We start from the raw sequence: 16,585 nt of genomic DNA, 5'->3' as shown, positions 1-16,585 counted from the left end.
CCTGACTTCGGGGCCGGAATGAGCGGCTTGAGAATCCCCCACTCTTCATCTGTCGTATCGGTTGGATACAATTGCATCCTTTGATTCTACTCATATCGATGAGACAGTATTGCCCGACTTCTTACTTTCCAGACAGTCTCTGATGCTGAGCGCACCTGACGCGGCTCACGTTGAGTCGGCCTGTGAACCCGCCCCGATCAGCGCCAGCACCGCCTGCGGATCTTCGAGGGGAATCAGGTGGCCGACGCCCTGAATGACGGTGGCCGTCGCCTGGGGCAGCAACCTGAGCACCATGTCCTGAACAGTCTGCGGCGGGATGGCCGGGTCGTCCTCCGAGTACAGCACCCGGATGGGCAGCGGGTCCGGATGGGCCGGGCTCAGGCGACTGCCGACCAGCTCGGAGCGCAGGTCTTCCAGGCTGCCCACCTCGGTCCAGGCGTGCCAGGCGACCAGGCTGGCCCGCACGCCGTCACGGATCAGGGCGGCCAGGTCCGGCGCGGGCAGGGGGCGACGGCTGATGGCCCGGTACTGCGCTTCGAGTGCGGCAGCGTCGGCGTGAGCGGCCCGCAGGTCGGCGCGGCCCGGCGGCGTCATCGGTTCGCCCCCCGGCGGCGAGGGCGCGATCAGCAGCAGCTCGCCGACCAGTTCGGGGTGGCGGATCGCCAGCAGCAGCGCCACCTTGGCGCCCATCGAGTGCCCGGCGACCCGGTACGGCCCCGCGCCTACCTGGCGAAGTTGCCGGGCCAGATCGGCGGTCAGGTCGCCCGTCGTCTGACCGGCTTTGCCCCGCGCCGCCGCGTCGCCGAAGCCCTGGAGATCGGGAGTCAGGGTGCCCTGGTCCAGCTCTGAGATAACCTGCCGCCAGACGGCCCCCGAAGTGCCGAAGCCGTGAAGCAGCACCAGTCGGTTCGTGCTCACACCTGCACCTTGACCAGCGCCGGACCGGTGGTCAACTCGAACATCTCGCCGTGCGGCACCATCGGAATCTGCCCGAACTGCTCCAACAGTTGCCGGTAGGCGGCGGCCACCGGGCGGGGACTGCGGTGCAAATCATACAGGCCCACGGCGTTGACGCGCCCGTTTTCTTCGGCCAGGGCGGTATCCCAGTCGATCTGGTCGGTCAGCGAGTACCAGGTAAAACCCACCACCGGCACGCCCTCGGCGCGCAGCGTCAGCACGTTCATCCACTGCTTCCACAACCAGGCGGGGTTGCGCTGTGCGTCGAAGGTGTTGGTCTCGGTGTGCATGATCGGTTTTCTGTAGCGGTGGTAGATGCGCCGGGCCAGCTCGTGCCAGCCGAGAATATCCTCGGCCTGCAACTCGCTGCGGTCCGGCAGGATGATGCGCTCGTTGCGTCCGTAGTAATCGGTGCCGATGATGTGGTGGCCGGGCGGCTCGCAGCTCATGAACCAGGTGAACTCGGACTCGCCCAGGCCGTGGTGGCGCAGGTGGCGGTAGACCTCGGCGTCGGGCAGGTGGGCGTACATCAGATCGAGCGAGACGTGGTTCATCTTGTTGTGCAGCCGCAGATCCTCGCGGGGCTCGGCGCAGACGTCGTGGAGGTACTCGGCGCTCTCGCTCTGAACGAAGACGGCACTGGGGCATTCCTGGGTGATCGCCAGGCAGGCCAGGCGGCTGGCGGCCACCCCGTGCTTGATGGCGGTCACGAAGGCCCGCTCGCTGCGCAACTCCTCGTTCCACAGGCCGTCGCGCGCACTCAGGCGGGCGGTGACGTACAGCTCGTTGACCGGCGTGAAGTGGCGCACCCAGCCGTAGCGCCGGGCCACCTCCCCGGCGTAGGCGGCAAAGTGAACCGGCAGTTCCGGATTCTGGAAATTGCCCAGCCAGTCGGGCACCCCGAAGTGCAGCAGATCGAGAATCGGGGTGATGCCCGATGTGCGCAGCGCCCCCATCAGCTCGTCGGCCAGCGTCCAGTCGTAGACGCCGGGGCCGGTGTTGATGGTGTGGTACGGCAGCCCGTAGCGCAGGTATTTGAGGCCGAGTTCGTTCACCAGTTCGAAGTCGCGCTGATAGTGCTCCAGGTGGCCGGTTTCGCGCATCTGGTCGCGCCGCACCGTGCCGCCCTTGATGGTCGGAACCGAGCACTCGATGCCGGTGGCGAACATGAAATTGCCCGCTGATCCGGTCGGCAGGCCGCGCCCACACGAACCGGGCCGCCCGCCGAACTCGTCGCCGGTAAAGACTTTCTTGCCCGCCACCTTCACGCCGGTCTGATTCAGGTAGTCCAGAAAATCCGCTTGTTTGGCCATGTCAGTCCTGTGGTGCTGTGGGGATGATCGTCACGCCCGGATTCTCCTGATGAGTTCGTCGGCGGCGCGCAGGCTCAGCGCCATCTGGGTCAGGGCCGGGTTGACGCCCAGGGCGCTGGGGTAGGTCGAGTTGTCGCAGATCCACAGCCCCGGCGTGTCGTGGACGCTTCCGTAGGCGTCCACCACATTGACCGCCGGGTCGTGGCCCATCCGGGCGGTGCCGAGGGTGTGCGCGGCGCGGGGCAGCGCCCAAATTTGCTCGGCGCCGATGCTGGCCCACAACGAGCGCATCAGCGTTTCGGCGTGTTCGCCCATGCGCTTCTCGTTGTCGCCGAATGAAAAGTGAATGCGCGGCTTGGGCAGCCCCCGCACGTCCAGCTCGCCTGTGAGTTCCAGGTAATTGTGCTCGTAGGGCAGGCAGTCGCCCAGCACGTTGATGCCCGCGACGTGGTTGTAGCCGCGCATGTGGTCGATCAGTTGCTGGCCCCAGGTCAGCGTGCCGCGCGCGTACTGGGCCGCGTAGGTGACGGGCATGACGCCCAGCGATTGCAGCAGGTAGCCGCCCACGATACCGGGCAGCCGGTGGGTGTCCTCGCTGATGAGGCCGCCGGGAATGCCCTTGTAGGGCCGCAGGTCGTCATCCACCTGACCCCAGACCTGGACCCCGACGTGGGCCATGAAGTTGCGCCCGACCTGCCCGCTGGCGTTGGCGAGCCCCTGGCGCAGCAGCAGCCGGGGGGTCTCCACGGCGCCCGCCGAGAGCACGACGGTCTTGGCCTTCAGGCGCTGCTCGGTAGCATTGCGCACAAAAACGGCCCCGTCCACCCGCCCGTTCGTCAGGGTCAGTTCAGTGACGAAGGCGCCGTCGATGATGCGGGCGCCGTGCGCCTCGGCCAGCGCCAGGTAGGTGATGTCCATGCTGGCCTTGGCGCCCACCGAACAGCCTGCCTGGCAAAATCCCCGGTTGGTGCAGGCGTGGCGCTCACCGTAGCCTTCCTGCTGTTGCGGGCGACTCAGGGCGGCGTTGGCGGCGGGCGAGGTCCGAATTCCGGCCTGCTCACAGGCCCGCGCCATCAGCCGGGCGGCGCCGTTGAGGGGCAGCGCCGGGTGGCGGTAGGGCCGCTGCCGGGCCGGTCCCCAGGGATAGGTTTCGGGGCCGGAGACGCCCAGAAACTGCTCGACTTCCTCGTAGTAGGGCTCCAGATCGGCGTAGTCCAGCGGCCAGTCGACGCCCTGGCCGAATTCGCTGCGTAGCCGGAAATCGTCGGGCTGGGCGCGGGGCGTGTAGGCGGTGTAGTGCAGCGTGCTGCCGCCCACGCCGCGCCCGGAATTGTTGCGCCCGAAGGCCAGCGGGTCGGCCCCGGCGGAGAGCCGCTCGTCCATCCAGAACAGCCCGGCCTGGGCGACCTCATCGGTGGCGATGCCGGAGGGTGGGTGGCGAACCCCGGCTTCGAGTGCGGCGACCTTCAGCCCGGACACGGCCAGCCGGGCCAGCAGCGGCGAACCGCCCGCCCCGGTGCCGATCACCAGCACATCGAGGTCGCTGGGGAGGTCCACCGGCAGATCACTGCCCGCCATGACTCACCTCGCGGGCTTCGAGTTCGTTCGGGCCGACGTTCGGCCAGCCGGGGGCGTCGGCAAAGCCCACGTAGCCGATGCGGTGCTGGGTGAGCGGATGCGCGAAGAAGGTTTCGGCCAGCTCGCTGAGCAGGTCCTCGAAGGCGCGGGCGTGGCTGGACTGGACAGTACGCAGCGCCTCGTCCTGTTGCTCGCCGCTCAGCGTCACGAAGCCTCCGGGCAGCGCGGCCAGCAGCGTCCGGTACGCCTCAGCGTCGGGCGGGGCGTCGGCGTAGCGCCAGCCGTCGCCGCTCAGGCCGGAGTGCAGCCGGGCGTCCAGCGGTCCGATGACGTCTATTTCGGCGGGGTCGTGGGGCACCAGGCGCACCGCTGCCGCTCGCAGCCGATTAAACTCGGCCTCGCTCAGAAACTGGCGCTCCTGGCGGGCGTCCAGCCGCTCCAGCAACACCTGGCGGGTCACCGGGGTCACGGCAGACGAGTGCAACAGGGCGAGGACCGCCCCACGCTCCTGCGAACTCAAGCGCGGACCTGATCCGGCGAGCAGGCTGCACAGGGCAGACAGGCTACACACGGTTGACGCCGAAGACTCATCACGTTCATGAGCGTCAGTTTAGAGGGACGAACCCGTGGCAACCGGGGGGATTTATCTCCATCACGTGCAGATGACTTCCAGATTCGTTGAGCAGACATTCACGTCCGGCGCCACTTAAAGCTGGCTTTAAGGGTCTGCCACCATCGGCGGTGAACCGGCGCCGCATTCTGAGCGCATGAGCGACCAGACTCCCAAGCAGCCCAATCAGAGCACCATGCAAAACCCCCTCACCCAGTACCCCCAGCCGCCCTTCCCCAAGCAGCCGCAGAACGCGCCGGGCACGGTTCACAAGATGGATCCCCAGCCGGACCACGGCGAGGCGAGTTACCAGGGCAGCGGACGCCTGACGGGCCGCAAGGCGCTGATTACCGGCGGCGACTCCGGCATTGGCCGCGCCGCCGCCATCGCCTACGCCCGCGAGGGCGCCGACGTGGCCATCAATTACCTGCCCGCCGAGGAGAGCGACGCCCAGGAAGTCATCGCGCTGATCGAAGCTGCCGGACGCAAGGCGGTGGCGCTGCCGGGCGACCTCACCGACGAGGCGTTTTGCCAGCAGCTTATTCAGGACGCCGTGCGCGAACTCGGCGGGCTGGACATCCTGGTCAACAACGGCGGCAAGCAGACCGCCCAGGACTCGATTGCCGATATCACCACCGAGCAGTTCGACGCGACCTACAAGACCAACGTCTACGCGCTGTTCTGGATCAGCAAGGCGGCCATGCCGCACCTCAAGCCGGGCGCCAGCATCATCAACACGTCGAGCATTCAGGCGCGCCAGCCGTCGAAAAACCTGCTCGACTACGCGCCGACCAAGGCCGCCATCGTCGCCTTCACGCAGGCGCTGGCCCAGCAGGTCGCCGCCCAGGGCATCCGGGTCAACGCCGTGGCGCCCGGCCCCTTCTGGACGCCGCTGCAACCCAGTGGCGGCCAGCCGCAGGAGACCATTCAGACCTTCGGCAGCGAAACGCCGCTGGGCCGCCCCGGCCAGCCCGCCGAGATCGCGCCGCTGTACGTGTTCCTGGCCTCGCAGGAATCGAGCTACAGCACCGGGGCCGTCTTCGCCAGCACCGGGGGCATGTTAATGGTCTGAGGTGGCCTGAAACCAGTCACTCGGCTCACTCAGGGCGTCAGGATGTCGACCATCAGCAGGCCGTAGTGGTGGACAGCGTGGGCGCCGTGGCGGTCGAAGGCGTCCTTGAGCTGGGCACGGTGCTCGCGGCCCGTATTGCGGATGCTCATGACCAGGTGGCCGGTGTGAAGCTGAGCGGCGTACTGGCTGATGAACTCGCGCTCGCGGGTCAGGTGCTGGATCACCCGCGTCATGCGGCACAGCAGGCCGTGATAGCGCCCGTACTCGTCGAGTTCGCGCAGCCCGGCCTTGCCGTACAGAATTTCCGCACGCTCGAAGCCCAGCTCGCACAACTCGTGGTGCAGGCCATCGGCGGCGTCAGGAGTGTCGAGCACGCCGTAGAGCGTGTTGCGGGCGGCGAACGTGAAATGCATATGCTGATGCTCCATATCGACCTCTGAGCGCTTCGGCGCTGTTTCCCGTCCAGAAGGTCAGGCCCACACTCAGCGCTCAGGCCCGGCTTTGCTCGACAGGTGAGGGGCGAAACCACGACCGACGCGGGGGATCTGTTTGAGCTGAGCCAACTGAGCTGAATCAACAGTGCGCCGCGAAGATGCAGGAGTGATGAAGGTTCCGTTACAGTTTTTGGGGGTTGGGGGTCCATCTGTAGGCAGCGACACCTTCGTCACGCCGCCCGCTACGAGGTCCACGCTCTGCTCGTGCTGGCGCACGCTGCACAGGCCCGCCGCCTGGTCGCAGACATACAGCCGGGTATGCAGCTTGACGCGGCCTCCGTCTGCCGCCAGCCGGAGCCGCAGCGGCGTGAGGCTGGACCAGTAGTGGTTGTCGCGGACATCGGTTACGCCGCCGAGTTTATATTCGCGCTTACCCAACGGCGACGTGATGGTCAGCGACGAGCCACCCTCACGGTTGTAGAGCAGCCCCGGCACACTGCTGAAGCTGATCTGGAGGACGCCGGGAGCAGCCGGTGTGGGAGCTGGACTGGCCCAGACCCCTACAGACGCGAATCCGACCAGCAACGCCAGGCGCACCGACAGCCGCGCTGCTTTGCGTGCCCTCATGGCCTGTCACTCATTTCTCGGCCAGCAGCGATTTGATGGTGCTCTCCAGACCCGGAATCGCCCCCGGATAGCGGCTGGAAATCTCACCGTTGTGGACGGCCCTGACCTTGCCCTGGCGGTCAAGCAGGTAAAACGCGGGCCAGTAATGGTTGTCCCAGGCGTGCCAGTTGTTCAGCGCGTTGTCCTGCAAGACCGGCCAGGTCACGCCGCCTTGTTTCAGGGCGGCCACCACGTTATCCAGCGGCCTGTCCGAGTCGAATTCGGGGGTGTGGACACCGATGATCTCCAGCCCCTGGGCGTGGTACTTGCCGTACCAGCTTTGCAAGGTGGGCAGGCTGTTGTGGCAGTTGATACACGAGTAGACCCAGAAATTGACGATCACGACCTGGCCGCGCAGGGCCTCCAGCGAGTACCCGGCGGGCGTGGGTGTATTGAGCCAGACGCCGCCCTGAGCGGTCTGTCGCAGCGCCGGAGGCGGTGTGCCGACCCTGGCCGCCTGGGCCTGAGACGTCAGCATCTGCGCCGCGAGTCCCAGGAGCAGCACGCCCGCAAGTCTGAATGGCGTCAGTGGCGGTGCCGGGACCGGGCGGGCAGCGTTTGCAGTGATGAGCATGTGAAACCTCCGTGTCAGGATGTACGCCACCGCGACGATGCAGGTTCATTTCGGGTCGGCAAGGTTCCGGCCACGCCCGCTCAGTCAGCTCCAGGTCGCCCTCCAGGGCTATGCTGAGCATTACGGAAGGAGCCGCGCCGATGTCCAGAATCCTGATCGCCTCGCAACCTATCGCCGGGCACATATATCCGCTGCTGCCCATCGTGCGCGAACTGGTGGCGCGGGGCCATGAGCTGCGCTGGTACACCGGGCGCCGGTACCGGCAAGAGGTGGAAGATGCAGGCGCCGCCTTCGAGCCGTTCGTGCTGGCCCGCGACTTCGACGACCGCGATCTGAACGCCAGCTTTCCAGGCCGGGCCGAGCGGCGCGGCCTGCGCCAGACCCAGTTCGACATGCGCCACATCTTCGTGGGCCAGCTCGAAGGCCAGCTCCGCGACCTGCTGAGCACCCTGCGGCACTGGCCCGCCGACGCCGTGCTGGCCGAGCAGACCCTCAGCGCCGGGCTGCTGGTCAGCGAGCTGGGTGGCCCGCCGTGTGCGCTGCTGGGCATTTTGCCGCTGGGCATCGCCAGCCGCGACACCGCGCCGTTCGGACTGGGGCTGCTGCCGGACCGCTCCGCTTTGGGCGGCTGGCGCAACGCCGGGCTGCACTGGGCGGCCCAGCACCTTCTCTTCCGGGACACGGTGCGGGAGCTGAACGCCGTCTGCGAGCGATTGGGCGTTCGGCGCCGCCCGTTCGCAGCGCCCCTCTCGCCGCACCTGATGCTCCAGGCCAGCGTGCCCGGCTTCGAGTATGCGCTGCGCGACCTGCCGCCCCAGCTCCACTTTATCGGGGCGCTGCCGCCGCCGGGCCGAAGCGGAGCGCTGCCGGAGTGGTGGCCGGAGCTGAATGCCGGGCGCCGGGTCGTGCTGGTCACCCAGGGCACCCTGGCGGTGGACCCGCGCCAACTGGTGCTGCCGACCCTGCGCGGCCTGGCACACGAGAACCTGCTGGTGGTGGCCGCAGGCGTGGGCGAGCTGGATGACCTGCCCGCCAATGCCCGCACCGCCCGCTTCGTGCCCTTCGCGGACCTGATGCCGCACCTGAGCGCCTACGTCACCAACGGTGGCTACGGCGGCGTGCAGTTCGCCCTCTCACACGGCGTCCCGGTGGTATCAGCAGGCCAGAGTGAGGACAAGCCGGAAGTCGGCAACCGGGTAGCGGCGGCGGGCGTGGGCGTCCGGTTGCCCACCAGCACGCCTACACCGGGGCAGGTGCGCCGGGCGGTGCGGCGCGTGTTAGATGATTCGGAGCTGCGGCAGCGGGCCAGCACCCTGGGCCACGACTTCGCCCGCTACGACGCGCCGACGCGGGCCGCCGACCTGCTGGAACGCCTGGCCGCTACTGGAAAGCCGGTCTACCAGGGCGATCTCCGCAATTTCTGAACCCGGCCCCGCAGTAAGCGTTGCAGCAGCACCGGGTAGACCTGGAAGAACAGAGTGGTGCCCAGCAACCACCCCGCCGCCGCCCAGGCTCGCAGGCCCAGCGCGATCAGCACGGCGCCGAAGCCCGCAGCCGCCAGCAGCAGGTGGCTATACTCGGCACGGCGGGTGGCCCTCTCGTAAGTACCCAGCGAGGACCGGGTGCCGCCAAAGCCCAGCGCGTCCCGGCGAAAGCGCTCCCAGCCGACGCGGCGCAGCAGATTTCGGTAGCCCACCACACCCAGGCGACGGTAGAGCGGCGCTTCCCAGGGCCGGACGGCGTACCAGGCGTGCTCCAGCGGCGGCGGACGCAACTCCAGCCAGACCAGCGCCCAGCGCATCAGGGCGATGTGGGTCAGCACGGCGGCGAGCGGAAACGCCACAGCGGCAGGCAAGACGGCCAGCGGCAGGCGCCAGGCCAGCAACGCGGCCAGGCCGAGGGTCAGCAAACTGGTCAGGGTCCGCAAACCGAACTGGAGCGCGTGGTCGGTAGCCGGTGCGCGGCGAAGGTTCAGGCCGGGGCCGCCCAGCGCATGGTGAACAGCCGGGCCAGCGTCGGCGCGGCGGGCGAGGCCAGCAACGCGCGCAGCAGCGCACTCCTTGCCCAGCCGGGCAGTCCGGCAGCCGGGCGCCCGGCCCACATGTTGAGTTCGGCCTGCGCGGCGGCGCGGCGGGCGGCTTTCAGGCGGGTTCGTCCGAACTGGGCCAGACTGTCCAGGCTAGACGTGCCACTCAAGATGTTCTCCAGCAGCGGAGAGAGCGCGGCGGCGTCACACCAGCCCAGCGTCATGCCCTGACCGCCGATAGGGCTGACCTGGTGGGCGGCGTCACCGATGAAGGCCACCCGGCCCTGCACCACCTCGTCGGCGGCGTGGCGGCGGGTTTCAAAGGCGCTGAGCATCGAGCACTCGGCGGCGGGCACGTACTGGCCGGTGCGCTGGTGCAGCAGCTTCGTCAGGTCGGCAGCCGTGGCGTCCGGCAGCAGCCTGTCGGTGCGGGCCACCCAGCGGCGGCGCCCGCCCGGCAGCGGAAACGACTCGACCACGCCGCCCGCTGAGAGCTGAATCAGCGCCCGGCTGCCGTAGACGGTGGTGTCGGGGAAATCGCCCATCAGGTAGGTGTCGGCGTAGGTTTTGCCGGGGTACTCGACGCCCAGCATGGCTCTCAGGGCGCTGCGGCTGCCGTCGGCGGCGACCACGAAGCGGGCCTGGACGGACTCAGGCGGACCGTTTTCAGGGTGCAGGGTGAGCTGAACCTGGTCGCCGCACTGCTGGGCCTGGCCGACCCGCACGCCGCGCCGGAGGGTGCCGGGCGCCAGTTCGCACAGCCGCCGGGCCAGCAGGGTTTCGGTTCGGGCCTGGGGCAGCGCCAGCACGAAGGGATAGCGCTTCGAGACGCCCTCCAGACTCAGTTCACCGAGCAGTTCGCCGTTTCTGCCGCGCAGCACGCCGCCCGGCACCTTGACGCCCTCGGCGATCAATGCCGGAGCCAGCTCCAGGGCGTCAAACAGTTCCAGCGCGGGCGGATGAATGCCGATGGCCCGCGAATGGGGACTGACGGCGCTACGGGCCTCGAAGACCTGCACGCTCAGCCCCTTCCCGGCCAGCAGACAGGCCAGAAACAGCCCCACCGGACCGCCGCCGACGATGGCGATATCGAGGGTCTCAGGTCCAGTCACGCCCCGGCCCGGTAGATCAGCAGGTTGCGGTAGGGAAACAGCCGGGCCACCCGCCAGCCGCCCGGCACGCTGCGCTGCAATTCGGGGGCAGTGTAGCTGCGGCGAATCGAGAGCAGGCCGTCGTAGTGGATGAACGAGCCGCGAAACAGCGGCAGGGTCGCGGCGCCGAACAGCGCGTAGGCCAGGGCGCTGCGCTCGATGTCGCTGTGAATGACGGTGCCGCTGCACAGCGCCTGACAATCTTCGAGCAGCGACGTGAGTTCCGCATTCGTCAGGTGGTGGAGCAGGTGGTTGGACGTGACGAAATTGAAGCGCTGGCCCTCGGCCACCAGGTCGTGACTCATGGCCTGCCGAAATTCCAGTCCCGGCAACGGCGACAAACTCTGGGCATAGCGCACGGCGCGGGCGTCGGCGTCGATGGCGGTGATGCTCAGCCGCAGGCCGTCGCGCTGCGCCCAGCGCAGAAACTGGCGCGGCACGTCGCCGCCGCCGCTGCCGATGTCGAGCAGGCTGCTGCTGCGTGTGGCCGACAACCGGGGCCGGATCTCGCGGCGGTAGACCGACTTCCAGCCGGAGAGCGCGGCGTTGACCACCCCAAAATTGCGGTAGGTGCGCTCCAGTTGCTGCTGGTCGCAGTCGGCCCGGTCCATCTTTTCGGTGGCCCCGGTCAGTCGGTGGCGCAGCGGGAGCGCGGGAAGCGGCGTCAGCATCAGTCGTCGGCACCCATACCGGCTAATTCTGGTTGAGCGCTGCGAGCCGCCGTCGCCACCCCCGACTTGGTGACCAGACCCGTCTCGACGGTCAGGCCCGGCCCGAAGGCCATGGCGCAGATGCGTTCACCGTCGCCCGCCTCGGCGATCAGTTTCTGGAGCACGAACAGGATGGTGGCGCTGCTCATGTTGCCGTAGTCGCGCAGCACCTCGCGGGACGGGGCGAGCTGGGTATCCGTGAGGTCCAGGCTGCTCTGCACCTTGTCGAGAATGCTGCGCCCGCCGGGATGCACCGCCCAGTGGTCGATCTGGCGGTAAGGGACAGCCGCCAGCAGCGCGTCGGCGGCCAGCAGCGGGCTCAGCGCACCCTGGATGTGCGACTCGATGATGTCGGGGACGTAAGTGCTCAGGATCATCTCGAAGCCCTGGTCGCCGATCTTCCAGGCCATGTCGGACTCGCCCACGCCCAGCGGGGTCAGGGTGGTTTCAAAACCGTCCATGCGCAGTTTCTGCGCGGCGCCCAGCTCGCGCTGACTGACGATGGTGGCCGAGGCGCCGTCGGCGAACAGACTGCTGGCGATCAAGGTGTCGGGGTCGTCCTCGATGCGGATGTGGATGGTGCACAGCTCAGCGCAGACGACCAGCACCACGGCGCCGGGCTGCGCCTCACAGAAGGCTCTGGCCATCCGCAGCGCCGGAAAGGCGGCGTAGCAGCCCATGAATCCCACGTGAAAGCGCTGCGTCTGCGGTGATAAACCCAGGGCACGCACCACGTCGTAGTCGGGGCCGGGGGCGTAGAAGCCGGTGCAGGACACCGTGACCACGTGAGTGATATCGGCGGGCGTGAGGTCGGGGCAACCCTCCAGCGCCCGCCGCGCCGCCTCGATAAACAGCTTGGGCGCCTCCTGGGCGTACAGCGCGTTGCGTGCCCCGGTACTGGGCGACTTGAACAGCGCCTCGGCGTGGTTGTAGAACAGGCCGTCCTCGGCGCCGGGTGCCAGGCGCAGATCCCGAATGACGCTGTGGCGCTGCTCGATGGCCGACGAGTTGTAGATCATGCCCACCACCCGCTGCGAGCGCCGGTCCGGCAACTGGGATTTGACGATATCGCGCAGCTCGCTCTGGGTGTAGGCCGTTTCAGGAACAGCGGTGGCGATGGCATGCAGGTAAACAGACATAGCCTAGACTAGAGAATGAAACTGACTGTGTGTGTAATAAATGAATGGCACGGGCTTCATGTTCGCCGTGAAGCTGATCCGAGCTGACGCTAAAAGCCGACTGGGACAGTGTTTGAAGGTTGAACCACATTTGGAAGGAGTGCAGCTTGATCCTCAGTTACCTGCGACGCTCATACACCAAATCAGATTCAGATGGTTCGTATATAGTCTCGCGCGATGACAAGCGATCATGGTCAGAATAGGTGGCCGCAATGTCTTTCACTTGAATCTGGCACCAGTTTGTTGCGGCCCTGGCACCACTTTACCCATCTTCACGGCCCAGGCGCCATACTCGGAGGCGTGAGTGTCCAGACCCTGGCCCTGCTCGTGTTGAGCGCCCTGCTGAGCGTACAGGCGGCGCCTGATGCATCACGCCAAATCAGCTCCACAACTCCTGCCACGTCTCTGAAGCCCACCCCCGAAAGTCCCCTCGACAGTGCTTATCTTGACGGTGACTCCACCGACACCGACCACGACGGCTATCCGGACGCCGCCGAACTGGTCGGCGCAGACCGGGAGCGCTTCGCCGACTGGTTCGCCAGCGTGGCCCAGAGTCAGTATTACGGCGTGAGTGCCGACTGGAAAAAGGCTGAGCAGGACTGCGGCGGGCTGCTGCGCTACGCCTTCATCAACGCCCTGATGACACATGACCGGGCCTGGACCGCCAAGTTCAAATTTCTGCCACGCCCACAATTGCCATCCGTACAGGGTCTGACTTACCCGATGCCGGTCATCAGCCGCTCGGTGTTCCGGGTCGCGGGCGGGGCGTATGTGCCCGGCGACATCGAACGGGGCAAGCTGGTGGGCGCCACCACCGTGCAGTATCTGGCGAGCTACTCGATGGTGCGCGTCTCAAGGAGCATGAGCCAGGCGCGGCGCGGCGACGTGCTGATCTTCATTCGTCCGGGGCTGCGCTCGTATCACAGCATGGTCTACCTGGGCGGCGGCATGGTCGTCTACCACACCGGAGCCAGTCCCGCCGAGGGCGGCGAGGTGCGGCTGCTGAGCGTGCAGAACCTGATCCGCCGCGCCGAGCGGGCCTTTCACCCGGTTCAGAGCAACCCCAATTTCCTGGGCGTCTACCGCTGGAAAATTCTGAATTGAGACGAACCAGGTCGATGTCAAAGCAGTTCAGACCCTGCATGTGGAAACTGACGACACCTTCACACAGCTCGCCGGGCAAAGCAACAGATCTTACTATTTGATGACCTGTCATTTAGACTTAAGGCAGCAGGTATTCAGAAACAGTGTTCGGACCACCCAGGGCCGGGCACGGGGAGTTCGCCTATGAAGCGCAACAGCCGGAATCGCCGTGCCGCACCCCAGCGGTGGACCCGCCTGGCCGCCCTCTCCGGACTGTTGCTGCTGGGGCTGGCCCCTGCCGAGCGCAGCATTTCGATTTACGGCGGCAGCTTTACCGGCACGGAGGCCATCGAGGTCGAGGTCAACGCCCCGCTACGGACCTCGTTCACGCTGCGGCGCGTCCTCGATCCGGCGACGATGTTCGCGGCGACCCGCGACCCGCACAGCCCGCAACTGAGTCCCGGCGCCCGCACCCAGCTCGTCCGGACCCTGCGCCTGGGCCGCACTGACGGCACCCTCAAGCTGGGACGGCTGCCCAGCGGCGTGTACCTGTTGGGTACTGGGGGGCCGGGTACTGGGGGGCTCAGCACCGTGGTGTTGGTCAGCAAGCTGGGCCTGGTGGTCAAGCGCGACCAGACCGCCGCCCAGACCTTCACGGCGGATAGGCAGAGCGGCCAGACCAGGGCGGCCCGCGTCTGGGCGCTGGGGGATAAGGAAGGCACGCAGCCGTCTGGCAGCCCGGCGCCCCGGCTCGCCAGCGCCGACGGCCTGGCCCGCTTCCAGAAGGCCGAGTACGGCGAGAAGGCGACGTTTCTGGCCAACTCCGGCGACGACTGGGCCATTTCGGGCTCGGAGTGGAACAGCTACGCCGCGCCACTGGTCCGGGGCTACGTCTACACCGACCGCCCGGTCTACCGCCCCGGCCAGCATGTGGACTTCAAGGCGGTGCTGAGGCGGGCAGGCAACCTCAAACCGCTGGCAAACACCTCGGTGCGGGTCAAGGTCACCTCGCCCAACGACGAGGAGGTGTTCCGCAAAACCCTGACCACCAACGCCCTGGGCTCGCTGGGCGCCGGGCTCGATCTGCCCGCCGGAGCCAGGCTGGGCGAGTACAGCTTTTCACTGACCCCTGAGGGCGCCTCCGAGAGCGGCCAGAGCGACATCAATGGCAGCTTTCAGGTCGAGGCGTATCAGAAGCCCGAATACGCCGTGACCGTCACCCCCGAGCGCACGCGGGCGGTGCAGGGCGAGAAGGTCAGCGTCAAGATCTCGGCCCGCTACCTGTTCGGCGGCACCCTCAGCGGCGCCCATGTGAACTACAACGTGACCCGCGCCCCGTACTACGCGCCCGGCTTCGACAGCGAGAGCCTGGCGCCGGATTCGGGTAACAGCTCGGACTATGGCTCGGATCTGGTTATTCAGGACGAAACCCGGCTCGACAAGAACGGCGATCTGAACCTGACCCTGCCGCTGGCCAAGGACCCAGGCGGCAACCCGGTCAGCTACCGCGTCGAGGCCGAGGTGGAAGACGAATCGCGGCGCACCGTCAGCGCCCGCAGCCAGGTGATCGCCTTTCCGGCCAGCCTGAACGTCGAATCGAGTACCGACGGCTACGTCTACGACGTGAACAAGCCGATTACCGTCTCGCTGGATACCCGCGATCTGAAAGCGGTGGGCCGCGCCGCGCCCGTGTCGCTGGAGCTGATCCGCGAGGACTACAGCTACAACAAAACAACCAGAAAATGGATCTACTCGGAGGCCACGCTCTCGCGCAGCAGCGCCCAGACCGGCCAAGGCGGCCTCAGCAGCGCCGTGCTGCGTGCCCCGCGCTCCGGCGGCTACCGGCTGCGCGCCACCGTCAGGGACTCGCAGGGACGGCGCAGCAGCAGCGACAACTTCGTCTGGGTCATCAAACCCGGCGAGTCGCTGAGCTGGAACTACCGCGACATGACCCTCAAGCTGGACCGCAAGAGCTACGCGCCCGGCGACACTGCCACGCTGCTGATCGGCAACCCGGCGCCCGGCTCGGCGGTGCTGGTCACGCTGGAAGGCGACCGCCTGCGCCAATCGGTGGTGCTGCGCTCCCAGGGCGCGGCCATCACCTACTCGTTCCCGGTGACGGCAGATATGGCCCCCAACATCTCGGTGACGGCCACCAGCCTGGGCGGCGGTCAGCTCTATTCCGGCGAGGCAACCGTAAAAGTTCCGCGCCAGAACGGCCAGCTCGCCGTCAAGGTGACGCCCCAGAAGGCCCGCTACGCCCCCGGCGACACCGGCAAACTCAGCGTAGACGTGCAGGCGGCTGGCAAAGGCGTGGCGGCTGAACTGGCCCTGGGCGTGGTGGACGGCGCCATCTACCTGGTCAAGCGGGACGACAGCACGCCGATTTCGCAGGTGTTCGACGCGCCCCGCGAAAACGTGGTGGGCACCTCAACCAGCCTGAATTTCTACTTCTCGCAGGCGGGCAACGTCGCCCAGGCGCCCAAACCGGCTCAGAACGCGCCTGCCTTCGCCCAGGCCAAGGAGGGCCGCGCTGCCGACGCCGCCAGCGCCGATACCGTTACGCCCCGCCAGGACTTCCGTGACACCATCTTGTGGCTGCCCAACCTGCTCACCGACGCGCAGGGTCACGCCGAGGTCGAGTTCAAGTTCCCCGACAACCTGACCACCTGGGTCGCCACCGCCCGCGCCCAGAGCGCCGACGCGACTGGCCCGGCCCGCTTCGGCCAGAGCACCGCCAGCACCATGACCACCAAGGACGTGATCGCCCGGCTGAGCCTGCCGCCCTTCCTGGTGCGCGGCGACGTGGCCACGCTGTCGGGCATCGTCAACAACACCCTGATCGTGCCGGTGGCGGGCCGCGCCAACGCCAGCCTGAGCGGCCTCAACCCACTGGGCGGCGCCGCGCTGACTCCAGCAGGCACGGCCCTCCAGATCGCCGCCGAGGGCCGCGCCCGCAGCGACATGCGCGTGCAGGCGGCCACAGTCGGCCAGGCCAGCGTGACCTTCACCGCCCGCACCGCGTCGGGCAACGACGCGCTGAAACTGCCGCTGCCGGTCAAGGCGCGCGGCATCCAGGTGACCCAGACGGCGGTGGGCAGCGCCGCCGGAGCGGGCGTCAAACTCAACATTCCTGCCGACACCAACCTGAGCACCCTGAACCTGAACCTCAGCCTGACGCCCTCGCTGCTCTCGGCGGTGGCTCCGGCGCTCGAATACCTGGTCGGCTACCC

General features: G+C 67.6%; 15 protein-coding genes. 4 read left to right on the top strand and 11 right to left on the bottom strand.

The window, feature by feature from the left end:
• Nucleotides 1-165: 165 nt before the first annotated feature.
• Genes Q0R23_RS08035 through Q0R23_RS08020 form a run of 4 tightly spaced genes read right to left on the bottom strand, consistent with a single transcriptional unit; the run spans nt 166 to nt 4,317 of the window.
• Complete coding sequence (locus Q0R23_RS08035) at nt 166-918, bottom strand: alpha/beta hydrolase (protein ID WP_293911955.1); 753 nt, start codon at nt 916-918, stop codon at nt 166-168.
• Nucleotides 915-2,270 (bottom strand): family 1 glycosylhydrolase, encoded by a 1,356-nt coding sequence (locus Q0R23_RS08030; RefSeq protein ID WP_293911954.1) that lies wholly within the window; start codon nt 2,268-2,270, stop codon nt 915-917. The genes Q0R23_RS08035 and Q0R23_RS08030 overlap by 4 nt, the downstream gene beginning before the upstream one ends.
• Nucleotides 2,271-2,300: 30 nt before the next feature.
• Nucleotides 2,301-3,848, bottom strand: a complete 1,548-nt coding sequence (locus tag Q0R23_RS08025; protein WP_293911953.1) for a GMC family oxidoreductase — start codon at nt 3,846-3,848, stop codon at nt 2,301-2,303.
• Nucleotides 3,835-4,317 (bottom strand): hypothetical protein, encoded by a 483-nt coding sequence (locus tag Q0R23_RS08020; RefSeq protein ID WP_293911951.1) that lies wholly within the window; start codon nt 4,315-4,317, stop codon nt 3,835-3,837. Before Q0R23_RS08020 ends, Q0R23_RS08025 begins: the two co-directional genes overlap by 14 nt.
• Nucleotides 4,318-4,615: 298 nt before the next feature.
• Here Q0R23_RS08020 and Q0R23_RS08015 point away from each other — a divergent pair, with 298 nt between their 5' ends.
• Nucleotides 4,616-5,530, top strand: coding sequence for an SDR family oxidoreductase (locus Q0R23_RS08015; protein WP_293911950.1), 915 nt, complete (start codon nt 4,616-4,618; stop codon nt 5,528-5,530).
• A gap of 29 nt (nt 5,531-5,559) precedes the next feature.
• Here Q0R23_RS08015 and Q0R23_RS08010 read toward each other — a convergent pair whose 3' ends face one another.
• The 3 genes from Q0R23_RS08010 to Q0R23_RS08000 all read right to left on the bottom strand — a co-directional run bounded on the left by Q0R23_RS08010 (nt 5,560) and on the right by Q0R23_RS08000 (nt 7,135).
• Nucleotides 5,560-5,943 carry a hypothetical protein gene (locus Q0R23_RS08010; protein WP_293911948.1) on the bottom strand — a complete coding sequence of 128 codons (384 nt, stop codon included), beginning with the start codon at nt 5,941-5,943 and terminating at the stop codon, nt 5,560-5,562.
• A gap of 69 nt (nt 5,944-6,012) precedes the next feature.
• On the bottom strand, nt 6,013-6,591 hold the full coding sequence (locus Q0R23_RS08005) for a hypothetical protein (RefSeq protein WP_293911947.1): 579 nt from the start codon (nt 6,589-6,591) through the stop codon (nt 6,013-6,015).
• Nucleotides 6,592-6,601: 10 nt separating this feature from the next.
• The gene (locus tag Q0R23_RS08000) at nt 6,602-7,135 is read right to left on the bottom strand and encodes a redoxin domain-containing protein (protein WP_293911946.1); all 534 of its coding nucleotides are present in this window, start codon (nt 7,133-7,135) and stop codon (nt 6,602-6,604) included.
• Between the two features lie 209 nt (nt 7,136-7,344).
• Between Q0R23_RS08000 and Q0R23_RS07995 the strand changes: the two genes are divergently transcribed.
• On the top strand, nt 7,345-8,628 hold the full coding sequence (locus Q0R23_RS07995) for a glycosyltransferase (RefSeq protein ID WP_293911945.1): 1,284 nt from the start codon (nt 7,345-7,347) through the stop codon (nt 8,626-8,628).
• Here Q0R23_RS07995 and Q0R23_RS07990 read toward each other — a convergent pair.
• The 4 genes from Q0R23_RS07990 to Q0R23_RS07975 are packed head-to-tail and all read right to left on the bottom strand — an operon-like array spanning nt 8,601 to nt 12,230.
• On the bottom strand, nt 8,601-9,131 hold the full coding sequence (locus Q0R23_RS07990; protein ID WP_293911943.1) for a hypothetical protein: 531 nt from the start codon (nt 9,129-9,131) through the stop codon (nt 8,601-8,603). The genes Q0R23_RS07995 and Q0R23_RS07990 overlap by 28 nt on opposite strands.
• Before the next feature lie 44 nt (nt 9,132-9,175).
• Nucleotides 9,176-10,342, bottom strand: a complete 1,167-nt coding sequence (locus Q0R23_RS07985) for an NAD(P)/FAD-dependent oxidoreductase (protein ID WP_293911941.1) — start codon at nt 10,340-10,342, stop codon at nt 9,176-9,178.
• Nucleotides 10,339-11,052, bottom strand: coding sequence for a class I SAM-dependent methyltransferase (locus Q0R23_RS07980; protein WP_293911940.1), 714 nt, complete (start codon nt 11,050-11,052; stop codon nt 10,339-10,341). The genes Q0R23_RS07985 and Q0R23_RS07980 overlap by 4 nt, the downstream gene beginning before the upstream one ends.
• Nucleotides 11,052-12,230, bottom strand: a complete 1,179-nt coding sequence (locus tag Q0R23_RS07975) for a type III polyketide synthase (RefSeq protein WP_293911938.1) — start codon at nt 12,228-12,230, stop codon at nt 11,052-11,054. Before Q0R23_RS07975 ends, Q0R23_RS07980 begins: the two co-directional genes overlap by 1 nt.
• A gap of 339 nt (nt 12,231-12,569) precedes the next feature.
• Between Q0R23_RS07975 and Q0R23_RS07970 the strand changes: the two genes are divergently transcribed.
• Nucleotides 12,570-13,373: a DUF1175 family protein gene (locus Q0R23_RS07970; RefSeq protein ID WP_293911937.1), complete on the top strand. Its 804-nt coding sequence runs from the start codon at nt 12,570-12,572 to the stop codon at nt 13,371-13,373.
• 183 nt (nt 13,374-13,556) lie between these two features.
• Nucleotides 13,557-16,585, top strand: a 3,029-nt coding sequence (locus tag Q0R23_RS07965; protein WP_293911936.1) for an MG2 domain-containing protein, incomplete at its 3' end; no start/stop codon positions are given.

Source organism: Deinococcus sp. (genome assembly GCF_025362455.1).
In the GTDB taxonomy this organism is placed as follows: domain Bacteria; phylum Deinococcota; class Deinococci; order Deinococcales; family Deinococcaceae; genus Deinococcus.
Note: the sequence above shows the minus strand (reverse complement) of the source record. Positions and strands in the feature narration are given on the sequence as shown.